At 40.2% G+C, this 13,284-nt stretch carries 13 protein-coding genes; 5 read left to right on the top strand and 8 right to left on the bottom strand.

Features of this window, described 5'->3' with window-relative positions; all coding sequences use genetic code 11:
- Nucleotides 1-175: 175 nt before the first annotated feature.
- From A7K50_RS11310 to A7K50_RS11300, 3 genes are all read right to left on the bottom strand, one after another.
- Nucleotides 176-1,546 carry a reductive dehalogenase gene (locus tag A7K50_RS11310; RefSeq protein WP_119776310.1) on the bottom strand — a complete coding sequence of 457 codons (1,371 nt, stop codon included), beginning with the start codon at nt 1,544-1,546 and terminating at the stop codon, nt 176-178.
- A 15-nt stretch (nt 1,547-1,561) separates the two neighbouring features.
- Nucleotides 1,562-1,873: a dehalogenase gene (locus A7K50_RS11305; protein ID WP_165904967.1), complete on the bottom strand. Its 312-nt coding sequence runs from the start codon at nt 1,871-1,873 to the stop codon at nt 1,562-1,564.
- Nucleotides 1,874-2,070: 197 nt separating this feature from the next.
- The gene (locus A7K50_RS11300; protein ID WP_119776308.1) at nt 2,071-2,748 is read right to left on the bottom strand and encodes a Crp/Fnr family transcriptional regulator; all 678 of its coding nucleotides are present in this window, start codon (nt 2,746-2,748) and stop codon (nt 2,071-2,073) included.
- A gap of 356 nt (nt 2,749-3,104) precedes the next feature.
- On the opposite strand from A7K50_RS11300, the gene A7K50_RS11295 reads away from it, so the two are divergent.
- The 4 genes from A7K50_RS11295 (at nt 3,105) to A7K50_RS11280 (ending at nt 7,274) form a co-directional block, all read left to right on the top strand.
- Nucleotides 3,105-3,800 (top strand): Crp/Fnr family transcriptional regulator, encoded by a 696-nt coding sequence (locus A7K50_RS11295; protein WP_119776306.1) that lies wholly within the window; start codon nt 3,105-3,107, stop codon nt 3,798-3,800.
- A 131-nt stretch (nt 3,801-3,931) separates the two neighbouring features.
- Entirely contained in the window at nt 3,932-5,389 is a 1,458-nt protein-coding gene (locus tag A7K50_RS11290; protein ID WP_119776305.1) for a methyl-accepting chemotaxis protein, read from the top strand.
- 144 nt (nt 5,390-5,533) lie between these two features.
- Nucleotides 5,534-5,842 carry a dehalogenase gene (locus tag A7K50_RS11285; RefSeq protein ID WP_119776303.1) on the top strand — a complete coding sequence of 103 codons (309 nt, stop codon included), beginning with the start codon at nt 5,534-5,536 and terminating at the stop codon, nt 5,840-5,842.
- A gap of 13 nt (nt 5,843-5,855) precedes the next feature.
- Nucleotides 5,856-7,274, top strand: a complete 1,419-nt coding sequence (locus A7K50_RS11280) for a reductive dehalogenase (protein ID WP_119776302.1) — start codon at nt 5,856-5,858, stop codon at nt 7,272-7,274.
- 538 nt (nt 7,275-7,812) lie between these two features.
- Here A7K50_RS11280 and A7K50_RS11275 read toward each other — a convergent pair.
- From A7K50_RS11275 to A7K50_RS11265, 3 genes are read right to left on the bottom strand one after another with little or no spacing between them, the layout of a single operon-like run.
- Entirely contained in the window at nt 7,813-9,078 is a 1,266-nt protein-coding gene (locus A7K50_RS11275; protein WP_119776300.1) for a 4Fe-4S binding protein, read from the bottom strand.
- 33 nt (nt 9,079-9,111) lie between these two features.
- Nucleotides 9,112-9,414, bottom strand: coding sequence for a dehalogenase (locus A7K50_RS11270; RefSeq protein ID WP_119776299.1), 303 nt, complete (start codon nt 9,412-9,414; stop codon nt 9,112-9,114).
- Nucleotides 9,415-9,432: 18 nt separating this feature from the next.
- Complete coding sequence (locus A7K50_RS11265; protein ID WP_119776297.1) at nt 9,433-10,722, bottom strand: reductive dehalogenase; 1,290 nt, start codon at nt 10,720-10,722, stop codon at nt 9,433-9,435.
- Between the two features lie 271 nt (nt 10,723-10,993).
- On the opposite strand from A7K50_RS11265, the gene A7K50_RS11260 reads away from it, so the two are divergent.
- Nucleotides 10,994-11,770, top strand: coding sequence for a Crp/Fnr family transcriptional regulator (locus A7K50_RS11260; RefSeq protein ID WP_119776341.1), 777 nt, complete (start codon nt 10,994-10,996; stop codon nt 11,768-11,770).
- Nucleotides 11,771-11,920: 150 nt separating this feature from the next.
- On the opposite strand, the gene A7K50_RS11255 is transcribed toward A7K50_RS11260, so the two are convergent.
- Nucleotides 11,921-12,145 (bottom strand): hypothetical protein, encoded by a 225-nt coding sequence (locus tag A7K50_RS11255; RefSeq protein ID WP_119776295.1) that lies wholly within the window; start codon nt 12,143-12,145, stop codon nt 11,921-11,923.
- Between the two features lie 49 nt (nt 12,146-12,194).
- On the bottom strand, nt 12,195-13,280 hold the full coding sequence (locus tag A7K50_RS11250) for an endospore germination permease (RefSeq protein WP_119776294.1): 1,086 nt from the start codon (nt 13,278-13,280) through the stop codon (nt 12,195-12,197).
- Nucleotides 13,281-13,284: the final 4 nt, after the last annotated feature.

The following is a 13,284-nucleotide window of genomic DNA, read 5'->3' as shown; positions in this document are numbered from 1 at the left end:
TGCATTTACTTTGACAGCTCACCCTGAAATATCAGTATTTATGGCATTGATTTTATAAAAGAGCTGTTGACACCCGACTTTTTCATTCGTCCTCAACAGCTCTTCTCATGTTTGATTACTTCATTGCTAAAGAATTCTAATACTCTTGTATTTTGGAATCTAATTAGAGTGGACTTTACGGCGCAGTTAGAACGCTTACCGGAGGCAGTTTGTATTTTTCCGGCCACTCAAGCCACCACTTATATCTCTCGATCTGTTCGGTGCCATATCCAAACATATCATCAATGGCTTTCAGCATCGACGCAGAAGTTTTACTCTGGCTTCCAATCCAAGTTCCCGCCTGGTGGAACCAGGAATCTTCCTTGGAATTCCACGGGCAGACCTTCATGCATCTTCCGCAGCAGACACCTTCTTCATTACTTACCCGGAATTCGGCACACTTGTCTGCATCGTTTTTCCAACGCAGGTAACCGTTCACTTCTTGCATATCATCGTCGAGTGAAATAGCGCCGTTAGGACAATTTTCAGCACATTTTTTACAGATACGGCAGAAGTCAAGAAGCCCAAAATCAATGGGTTTATCCGGAGCAAGCGGCAAATCTGTTGTAACAGCAGCCACCTTATTACGGAATCCCAACCGGGGATGAATAGCACAATCACCTGTGCGACACAGTTCGCCCAATCCTGCCGCTATAATAACCGGAGGCATATTTGCTGTATAATCCACAGCGTATTGCGCCCGGGCGTTATAACCAAGATTTCTGATATATTGCGCGATAATAACAGAAATGACTCCAGTTGCGTGATATCCCAGGAAAGATTGGGATTGGCTGATAGCGTCATAACCTGTGGAACCGAGCGTTGTTTTCAGATTCTGATCGACCATAACCACAATAGCATAGGGCATCTCCGGTTCAGTTATTGGCTTGACGCACTGTTCCCTGGGTAATTCAAGCAACTCTCTTGTGCCAAACGGTTCATATATCGTTTTTTCAAACCAGTAAGCATACGATGGCATCTTGCCGATTCCCACATCATCGGCTCTTAAAAAATATGCCAGGTCTTTGATATGCATCGACATTTGTTCCGGATCTGGAATTTCCGTTTTCACAGGAGCAACGGGACCTTCCACGAGGGGTTTCGGTAGGCTTGTTCCCATAACTATCGCCAGGGACATAGGGTCTTTGGGGATGAGATTGTAGAGTCCCAATTGTGCTCTTTGACTGACTAATCCCTCAGCACAACGATCAAACCCACTGTCGTATTGGCTGGTTTTCTTTATCGGTCCGACAATTTTCGTAGTTCCCAGCCACTGGTCGTTGTGCTCTACAAAACGGAGCGAGACGCTGCCCATATCATGGACAGGATGCAGTTTGGACCATTGACCTTTGGGTGCGGGCGTATACTTAAACGCCTCACCTGCCGCACTGGCAGCCTTGGCAGGCGCTGTCAGCGCCCCGACAACCCCCATAGCAGTAGCTGCAGCACCGGCTTTCAGGAAATTTCTCCGGTTTATCTTTAACTGCTGTTTTTGTTCGTTACCCAATTTCTTCCCTCCCAATCAAGCTTGTTGTGAACTTGCGTTTCCGGTTTTTTTCACGCCGATAAAACCTAGCAGCCGTGCCTGAACGACAGCAAGCACCACAGATATTCCTAAGAACAGGAATATAGCCGTACTTGTTGCTTTAACATGGCCGACCGATGCGTTAATGTAAACAAAGGAAACCCCCATCCACGTGATGGCATACCAAATAACATATAAGGCCCAGTTCAGTACTGTTTTCCACATTAAGTCCCTTTTGGCGCGAGGTTTAATAAAAAGAATCCCCGCTAAAAATAACACACCGGCAATAAAAATTAACAATGTACCCATTATCTTCACCTCCTCTTTTTATGATTTGGTCGAATCACTAAGTACATTGTACATATATTGTTTTACTAATTCTTATAATATGGATTATAAGTTTTTAAATTTTTTTATCATTCATACAATCAATATCAACTTTTTTGCATGAAAAGATACCTGTCTTCTTTTTGTCCCAAACCAAAAAATAACTGACGAAAGGTTCGTCAGTTGCTGATCTGATCTTTAAGTCTTTTTAAGTCAAAGATTATAATCTTATTGGATGTTTTACGCAAAATGTTCTTTTCTCTTAGATTTTGGAATATTTTGCAGACAGTCACATAATGGACACCTGTCATTTCGGAAATAGCCTTTTGCGACAACTTAATATTAATTTCATAAACATTGTTAACTAGCTCTCCTTTCGCAAGGCAGAGTTTATAAAGCAATCGTAGAACCCGAACCGAAGGATTATAAAGAGCCATCTCCTTAGCTTCATGCATGAAATAGCCGCATTTTGATGCATAACTCGTAATAAATTCACAGAGAACTTCCTTATCCTGCTGAAACATCTCAAGCAGCTGGTCTTTTGAAAAAAAACATACAATGCTCTCTTCTTCCGAAACAACATCAACGAGACAATCATCAGGCTGAAATAATCGATCGGCAAACGTACCAGCATCAGCATGGAACATTAACCTCCTTCTTCCATCCTCAGTTAGAAAAGTAATACCTAATTTTCCTGAAATAACATAGATAACGCTATCAATGATCTCTCCGGGTGAAACAACGGAATCCCCTTTTTGGTAATTCCGGACGATCCCCATATTGAGATATTTTTTCAACTTATTTATTGGATAAAAATGATTCGGTAAAAGATAATTGTTGTTAAAATTTTTTTCCATAATTATTATTCCCCTAAGAATTTCATTCTATTGTCCTTTTTGTTTCTACGGCATCCGACTTGTTATAATAAATATTATCATAATATAAAAACTCATAATGTTGGCGCATGCTACATAACTAAAAAAAATATTAGGATCGATATCCCCTCCTTAAAATTTTATATAACATTTTACTAATTTCTATATGATTAAAGCGCTGGCTAGAAATAATATACAATATGAAGAGGAAATCTTGGAAAGTTAAATCCATATTAAATTAATCAAAGTTAATGTATACTAAATTTAAAAACTTTTATCATTCAAATGACCATCAAATAAATTACGAAGAGGTATATACAGGAAGGAGGGAGGAAGGTATGAAATACGATTTTTCTGATGAGGTGGCAAGAACAATTCCTGACACATTCTACCCTGTCGAGAAACTGCAAAAATTTATCCATCTAGGAATTGTGAAATCCTATGCAAAAGGAAGTGCTATTACTTTACCAGGGGATAGTGAGCCGATGCTAATCTATGTGCTTTCAGGAAAAGTCCAAATCAAAATGGTAACAGAGGACGGCAGGGAAAGATTGCATTATTTTTGCGGCAAAAATGGAATCCTGTGCAAGCTCTTTCCGATGAATCATGATAATTCCTATATAACCGCTATAGAAAAATGCAGCGTATGTTTTTTCACTGAGGAGCAGCTCAAAGCAATGTTTCAAATAGATGACGATATATTTTTTGAAATCTTAAAGAATACTTTTTCTAAAAGCCTTTATTTTATGATGCAAACAGTTGAAATGGAATTATTCAATCCGACGATTAGGATAGTAAGACTGATTTACGGTCTATGTATTTCCAACGGAATACCCGTAGGAAATTCATATGAAGTCCGTCTCGAATTGTCTCAGAGAACTATTTCTGAAATCTCAGGAGTCCATCATGTCACGATATCCAAAGTATTAGGATATTTGGAAAAGCAAAAGATTATCGAGAAAAAGAAAGGCAAAATCATTATCCATGATTTAGATAGATTAAAAGAGCTGACATTTGAGAAACATCTTTTTTAGTCTGAAGTGCCAGGAACTTTACGAATTAGAAGAAACTGAAAGCGGCTATAAGGGTTAGTAAAATTTAACTAAAATTGACACGATATTCTAAAGTATTTTATAAATAACTAAATTTTTGAGGAGCTGATAGTATGGGAGAAGACAAATTCATGCAAACCTATTACAGAAAAGTAAATGTGATTATTCTAGCAATTATCTCTGTTTTGATGACATCCCTGATTATTTCTTTTTTTACGGGCGCGAATGTCCTCGCTCTTCCAGCATTAATCCTACTTGTATGTGCGGTTGTGATTTCGGCCGCTTTTTTATTCCTTAAGAAATATGAGAATATTGTTGTGTATTTGTTGATCTTTCCCTTTATTGCGATTGTAGCGAATTCGATGACTCTTTCGCCGGCCAATGCCGAAGGCATGGCTATCACTTGTCTATGCATTGTAGCTCTTTACTTGCGAAAAAATTTACTCGCATTTGCCGGCATCGTTCTTTTAGCAACACTTATCCTCATGAAGGTTGCTTGGAATATTCTTGATAGCAGTCTTCTTCCGGGAGAAATTACGTCTATCATTCTATCTACAATCAGTCTTTATTTTTTGGTAAGATGGGGAGCTGAAACGATAATTGCGTCGATTAACAAACAAAGGCAGCTTGACGAACTACTGGAAGAAAAGAAAGGTGAAATCAAAGTAATTAAAGAAAGTACCTTAGCTTTAAACGAGGATATTTATGAAGCGAATAATAACCTTGAAACAATTAGTGAAATAAGTAACGCAATGGGAACAGCTTTCCAGGAAATCACCAAGGGTGTCGTAGGTCAGACCGGAAGCATTACTCAGATTAGTCAGATGATAAAAGAGGCGGATAGGAAAATTTCAGAGATAGTCAATTTTTCAAGTCAACTTGAAAGCGTTTCGGAAAATGCCATAAGTGCCGTAATGGAAGGCTCAGAGAAAATAAGTATGATGGGCAAGCAAGCGGATCTCGTCAATCAGACGGTTAACAAATCCTATGTTACTGTTCAGGAATTAAGCAGCAACATGGATGAAGTAAATAACTTCTTAGAAGGCATTAATCAAATCGCAGAACAAACGAATTTATTGGCATTAAATGCCGCCATTGAGGCTGCCAGAGCCGGTGGATCCGGCAGAGGATTTGCAGTGGTCGCTGAAGAGGTAAGGAAGCTTGCTGAACAAAGCGCAAACACCGTAAGGCAAATCAGTCAAATAATCTACGAAATAAAGGAAAAAACCAAAAACGCCCTTGACGAAGTGAATAAAGGACAGACGGCAACTCAAGAAGGCGCGGCAGTGGTCAAGCAAGTTAATCAAACCTTTGAAATGATTATGGCTTCTTTTGAAGAGACCAGGAAAAACATAACCGAGGAGAACAGAAGAATTAATAACATGGTAGAGCTATTTTCACTCATTAATAAAGAAACGGAAAGTATTGCAAGTATTGCCGAGCAACATTCGGCTTCAACAGAAGAATTGATGGCAACCACAGAAGAACAAAATGCAAACATTGAGGTCATTTTCAAACGGATACAGAATATTAAAGATTCCAGCAATAACTTGCAAAGAATTATCAAGTAATTTTTGGTTCATAGTTACTCCCGGAGAAATCCGGGAGATATTTTTTATGATGTGCACAACCAGAAGAATATTTTAATTTGTTAATTTAAATTAACATTCCCACCGAATAAATCAGTAGACTTATATCTAAAAGGAGGTGGATTTATGAGTACATTCTTAATTTTTCTTGCCGGTGTGTTATTTTTAGCGGGGATTCTTTGGATTAGACCTCGCGCCCAAAAGAATCTAATGTGGAAAACGGTACTGAACTGGTCCTTATATGTTATTTGGTATGCCGTCACTTGGATGGGGATTTCCTTTGTTTACATTAATGCCAGCGTAGGACACGTTAAGGCATCCAGCACGGCAATTTTCCTGTTCGGAGGTATTTCGATCATATTGGCAATAGTGCTGGCGCGCATCTTAGGGTTTATCCGTATTAATAAAAAGGTCAATGAATCAATCAAGGCTTAGAGGAGGAAAACGAATGTCCGCAAATTCAGAAAATAACAAAAAAGGATTTTCGGTCAGCCGCCGCGGTTTTCTGAAAACCGGGGCAGCAGCCGCTGCAATGGGCGTCATGGGTGCGATTGCGGCTCCGGCCAAGATCGCCAACGCAGCAGCATCGTCACCTAGTTTGGACTATCAGCCCGCCAAAGGACAATGGTCAAAATTGCGTCCTGTTAACAATTACGGCGGAGCAACCGTCCGTTATGTAGAAAATAATAGCGAGTGGCTCGGGACGACCAAGCTTCTCGGAAAAGTGGTTCAAACCGATGAGAAAGATGCCGGGTTTGCCCTGGCTGTATCAGGAGAACTGGGTGACAAAGCAAAGGCAGGAATTCTTACTACAATGCTTAGGTCTCCGATGGTGGCACCGTTTGCAGGTGCTATTGGAGCAATCAGTGCACCTGCAATGCTCACTGGCAAGCCAAGTCCTAGAAAATTGCCGATACCTGACCCCGAACAGATGTCTCAGCATATTAAAGATTTTGCCTATTATCTTCGTGTAGACGAGGTAGGAATCGGTAATATGCCTGATTATGCTTACTACGCTAGCCAAATGGCTCCGCCCTTAGCCGCATATCTTACGAAAGCTGTTCCCGAAAGTGTTCCTTATGGAAAAGCACCTATTACAGATAAAATGCCTTACGTTATTTGTATGTCTGTACAGATGCATTTGGAAACATGGTTGGCTTCAACAGGATATGACTCCATGGGTGTCGCCCAATCAAACCGGTGTTACCATGCTGCTGCCAATGCGGCGGTCATCATGGCGAATTATATTCGACAGCTGGGTTATAATGCCCGGGCCCATCATTTTGGGAACTACGAAGTTCTTATACCGGCTTGTATGATTGCCTGCGGAATGGGTGAACTAACCAGGACAGGTGATACTTGTGCGCATCCTCGTATTGGTTTCCGTCATAAAACTTCAGCAGTTACAACAGATTTGCCTTTGGCACCGGATAAACCGATTGATTTTGGCGCACTGGATTTCTGCAGAGTGTGTATGAAGTGTGCGGATTACTGTCCTGCACAGGCGATTACTTTTGAGAAGGATCCTATGCCGCACAAGGGTTATCTCCGCTGGAATACTGATTCTAAGAAATGTACGGTATTCCGCGCAGCTAACGATGAAGGCGTCAGCTGCGGAAGATGTGTGAAAGTATGTCCTTGGAACTCCAAAGAAGATTCCTGGTTCCATGAAGCGGGAATCTTTATTGGCAGCAAAGGAGAAAATGCTTCAAAGTTGCTTAAAACTATCGATGATATGTTTGGTTACGGTACGGAAGAGATTGAAAAATACAAGTGGTGGTTGGAGTGGCCGGAACTTTATAAGTATGACGTTGAAGCAGTTCTCAAGGCTGCTGCAGCACCTGCAGCACCTGGAGCAGCTCACTAAACTTCCGGAGCTTTATAAGTATGACGTGAAGTAATTCTCAACGTACCCGGTTAATCGGAACGATTTTAAGGCGTAATTTTTGAGGACTCTTATTTTCTAAAAAGCTGGTGACAGTCTATCAGACCGTCACCAGCTTTTTTGTGACTGTGGCTGACGTCATGGATCCGCCTTTAGCGGATCCATGTGTAGACGGGAGAACATTCTTAACTTATCTGGCTTTGGTTTTCCGATAAATAGTATATTTCAACGTCATGCAAGTTAACTCTTTAGAGGAAGTAAGTGGCCATTAGAGGACTGAGCCTTCATATTAGGGGACAGTCCTCTATTTCTAGATAATTGAGTTACTTTATACAACCTTTCTGTCGACATGAGTTAAGTTTTATTACAACATATAGAGACTGTTCATAATTATACGCCATAAATCAAAATATTTGTTAAGAAATAACATGGTAAGACTGAACTTCACTTATTGCAATCATGATGGCGACAGCTAAAATCAATAAGATAAATACTATATCTCCTATACGTAATTTGCTTTTCATTGCTTAACCTCGATGTTATTCAATTCATTTGCAGATCTTGCTTTGATTTCTTCGACTCCTTTAATTCTCTGAACCTTTTTCAATTTCACTTTCTCTGGTATCCCTTTTTTTAAAATCCCCATGATATATCTCCTGGGGCGTAAAATAATCTCATTGAGTATCAACCCCGGACAAAAGAACCTGCACCAGAATCTGCTGATAAAGAAAGAACTAAAAATCACGACCGGCAAAATAAGCCACTGAATACCAAATCCCTGACGACCAAACAAAGTAGCGAATGGCTCGTAACCGGCAAAACTCGGTGACTTCGTCAGGAATGCACCTATGAGTGCCAGGTATATGAGTATATACCTTAATTTAGCCGCTTTGGCTTCGATTGCTTTATTGCAGCATTTGAATTTACCGCCGCCCACTTTGGCTGTGATTTCCTGCAAAGCGCCAAACGGGCAAAGCCAGAAACAGTAAATATTCTTTCCTATTATAAAGGTAATCACCGGGATTCCAATTAAGAGGATATACCAAACGAGGTTTTCACGGATTGATGGGAAATTCCCCATGAGAAGTCCGGCAATATTTGCAAGCGAAATGGGCGTATTATATTGGAAACCAATGATGACTAAACTTCCTAAAAGGGCAAGCCGACGTAATTTTTTTTGTTTGAATGCCATGCCAATCACTATCAGGATGACCAACGCTATGACGGCAATTTCCTTGGACCCGAACTTAAACGGTTCCACTTCATCCTTAACATTCAGCCCGAACTCGCTCCTGGCTACGGCATGGCTTCCCCGGGAAACCGCTTTGGCTATCCCCCTTGTAGAAAAGGTTGCACCCGATATCCGGTCGATATCCTTGTTAATGGATAAAGGATCTGTGATGTCTTTTCCGATGAATCTTTCCAAATATTTTTGATCTAGAATATTATCGATAAATGATGGTGTATCCTTGTGTGCGGCGATAACCGTCCCGACAATCTTTCCTTGCAGGTCTATCCCGGTAACCATTTTAATCGGCCCGCCATAAGCAACCGCTTGTTCGATTACGACGTAGCCTATTTTTTCTTCCCTGCCGTTTTGACCTTTTGTTTGCCCTTCGTATATAACAGGGGAAGACGCAATCTTTTGAAAAGATTGCGCTTCCGGGAACACTTGATTCATAAACGGTATGATATCGTTATCTGTATGAGTCCAGCTAAAAACCAACGTTAGGAGGAATACAACTGCTGCTGCAAACATAATGATTTTATTTGCTGAGTTTTTCATTTCTGCTCCTATTGAACATTCGACTTATTACAATTATGCCGCCTCTACTTTATTGGCTTTCTTCTTTGAAGGTATCAAGGAGTCTAAGCGTACCGTAAGGATAATTAAGACAAGAAGAATCGCTCCGAAGATTAAGAATCCCATGCCGGCAGCCTGCATCTCACCTTCGGCAATGCTGTAGACGATCCAAGCCAGGAGAAATGCTCCCCAGATCACGGATATTGCCGTTAAAATCCAGCGGGCTACGGACATTTTTCCTGCAGCCTGGAATTTGATATATACGAACCATATGGATGATGCCATGAGTGCTCCCAAGGTTAACCAGAAAATAATCATATTACCTCTCCTCTTTTCTTATTTATTCCAGAATTCCTTTATTGCATCCGGAACAGAAATCTTACCATAACCGAACAAATCGTCAAAGAACCTCAGAACAGGTTTTGCAGGTGTTTCTGTGCCCAACCTTACTAAGTCGTGATGCCATTCCTGGCGTTTGTTGTAAGGGCAGACCTTAATACAAATACCGCAGTCAGTACCGACTTTTGACCATTGGGTCATACACTTCACGCCATCTTGAGCCCATTTTTTGACTCCCGGATTCGTTATGGAAGATGTTTTAAAACTTGGTTCTACATCATGGGATATTGCTTGTGACGGGCAGGCGTCAGCACATTTCATGCAGGTTTTGCAGAATTCCATCGCTCCGAAGGTAACCGGTTTATCAATAGCCAATGGCATATCCGTGAACAATTTATATATCCGCACTCTCGGCCCATATTCCTTAGTGACCATAATACCGATTCTGCTGATCTCCCCTAGGCCGGCCTGAATAGCCAAGGGAATACTTAAAGCCGTATCATTGGAACAAGGTATGGCCTGGTAGCCTAATGTCCTGATAAATTTAGCCAACTTATGGAGGAGAACACCCGCATCGGAGTATTCATTGCCGGAAGCAGCCCCTTGGGGCAAAGCTGGGGCAGTCTGATAGCAGTCATAATCCATTTCAAAAAGCGCCACAATAACATTTGTAGGCGTAAACGGTAACTTATTGGGAACAGGTTTACCCGTTGCGAGATCGAGAACTTCAGAAAAGAGCCACCGTTCATCATAAGGGCCAATCCCGACCTTACATGATCCCCAGAATTTTGTTACTCTTTTGATGATCGCGCTCGCAGCTTCGGGGCTTTCAAATTGGTACTTGTTGGGGTTTACTTCACCTTCCCAAGTAAATAACCCTTGCGATTGAAAACCCGGAGCGCCCAGACCCTTATTGATATCCTCTTCAATTGACCAGCAGGCATGATCAAAGGCGAACTCAAGCTGTCCCCAGCCCTCTCCTCCTTCTTGAGGTATTGTCCCAAACCTTTTTCCGGCATATTCTGCAGAGACAGCACCAATCGGAGCCTGAGAAGCCATGCTATACCGTTTGTAGTCACTGGAGATTTCCACCGGCATGTCATCATGCTCGACAACTTGTGCATTTGCGATGCTATTACTTCCCAGCAGTTCAGAACCGAACAATGCGGCACCTGCTGCTCCGACCCCTACTCCTAGAGAGGTCTTCAAAAAACCGCGTCTGCTAAATTCTTTGGAAAAAGTTTTTTTCTTCTGAGTTTTTTTCTCTTTGTCATTTTCAGGAATCATACCTTATCTCCTCCTTAAAATATTTGAACTACAATTATCATAGATAAAATAAAATATTATGAATAGATAACTATTTTACAGGTGTACACTATTGAACATTAATAAATTTAATTTTAAGGACAAAATAAAATAGTTGTTTCAATATTAAAAGGGAGAATCAAGCGTAATAAAAAAATCAGGCTGGTTTCTGACAAAAAATTGGTGTACACTAAATATTATCAAAACAATATTGCAGGATCATAATAAAGAAATATCTTCTAACAACGAAATTATGATGCTTTATACCCTAGATGAATTTCAGGAAAATCTATCGAAGGGGAGTGTGCCATTTATGGAAGAAATTAGAAAAGATAATTTTACACAAATTATCAAACTTTCTAATATCTCTCAAAAATTATTGGACGTAGGAGAAGAAGTTTTCTTTGCTAAAAATAAGATACTTGTTTCTGCCGGAGATGTCCCCGATGGATTTTATTATCTAAAAGATGGACTGGTTAAATCTTGTGTATACTCTACAAATGGTAATGAATACATATGTGGCCTTATAGACAAGGGAAGTATCTTTTTGGAAGCCAACGCAATTTTCAGTATTCCTAGTGATGGTTATTTCAAGACAATGGAGCCTTCGCATTTACTTTTTTTTAGGAAAGAAAACATTTTGAATTTGTTACAAACCGACTTTGATGTAACGCTATCAATATTACAATCGATTACCTACAAGTTTTTTGCAAGTGGTTACTTTTTTACTGAACTGCTGGTTTATGACTCAGAATGGAGACTATGCCGTCTATTATTAACATTTGCCGATAATTTTGGAATGGAAATAGAAAATAAAATCAAGCTGAATATTAAAATCAGTCAGCAGTTTATTAGTGACATGCTGGGCGTCACTAGAGGCACGACTATAAAGGTGATCAATAAATTAAAAGAACTGGATTTAATCGAGCAAACAAACGGCTATTATTTTATTAAAGATTTGCAAAGGCTAAAAAATTATCAGACTGAAATTGCATTATCAGTAATTAATAACCGACCAGAAATAAAATAACGCCCCGAACTTGAAAATAAACTTACGCTAAGCACCCTGTGAATTTCGGATCGAGTGTTCGCAGAGGTGCTTTTCATTTTTTTATTTTTACCATGATCGTCCAGCATTTTTGATCTTTCCAATTCTTCCAGCTAAAGAGTGAGTAAACGCTTATTGTAAAAAAGAATGAATTGCCGGTATCTTTTTGAGAACCTCTGCTCCTTGATAAATGTCAGGAAACTTTACATGGATTAATTGCAGAAAAGTGAGTGTGAACGCAATAATTGAGAAAGTGGAAAAAACGATCAGCTCCCGCCACTGTTTTCTACTCACCAGGCTGGGCGCTTCTCTGAGCACAATGATGACAAACGCAGCTATCAATAGGAAAATATACATTCGAACCTCCTTAAACGCGGATATTGAAGTCCTTAGCGGCACAAAAATGCTACCCTCCGCTTGGCAACTTTCTTATTTTAGCCACGACCAAAGAAGCAAGCGGAAGAAGCAATTGAAAACTTATATATAGAAGGTACGCAGATTCCTTCCGAGCCATATGAATACTCAATTTATACGACACTAAGGAAAAATTAAGCGCGATGATCCCGATTGGCAATACAAGTTCCGCATAAGAACGCAGTTTGAGTAGCTGAGCAACCCCCAAGGTTGTAGCGTAATAAGCCGTAATTATGCCAATAAACAGCGTAAACATGAGTCCAATCGCCACCAATATTTCCATTCTAGTAAACACATTGGCGATGTTAATCTGCCGCACTGCCTCGTAATATGGCAAAACCATGATTGCTGCACTATCCCCCAAAACAGCAATGTACTGCACACTGATAAAAAATAAGGACACCCCTCCAATGACCAAACCCGTACGAAACGCTCTTTTAACCTGATTAACAATATTGACATAGGGCATGAGCATGAGTAAAACGAATACATTGGCAAAGGACACACCTACTAAAACAGAGAGACTGTAAAGCATATCTTTCAATGGAACGTCCATGACCGGGAAAAAATTGGCCGGCTCCATGTCCTTAAGCAACAGAAAAAATGTTAATGAATACAAAACGATTGTTATCGCCGAGAGTATAAGGCCGACCCTTCCGATCACTTCCACTCCTTTTCTGAGCGTCCAAGCGCAAATCAGAAAAAACAGGATTTCAATCACAATCTGCGGTGTTTCCGGCATGATATAGCTCACAACAAACTCCCCGATAAATTGAAAGAACGCAACGAGTACAAAGAAAAAATAACCAAGATATTGAATAGAAATGAATTTTCCGACATAGGGGCCGAAAATAATGTCATTGATCTGGATGATATTTTTACCTGGAAATTTTACGACCAAATTCAAAAAAAATAAGGATATTAAAAAATATACAAGTAAAGCCGCTAAAGAAATCCACCAAATATCCTGTTTTGCATATCTGGTGGCAAAACCTACCATTAGCGAAGAACACTGAATAATCCCCGCCACTAAAAAAGTCAGTTGAGAACTTGCCATTTTCCCTTTTTCTAGCTGCATAATC

Source organism: Dehalobacter sp. MCB1, from assembly GCF_003590275.1.
Taxonomy (GTDB): domain Bacteria; phylum Bacillota; class Desulfitobacteriia; order Desulfitobacteriales; family Syntrophobotulaceae; genus Dehalobacter.
Note: the sequence above shows the minus strand (reverse complement) of the source record. Positions and strands in the feature narration are given on the sequence as shown.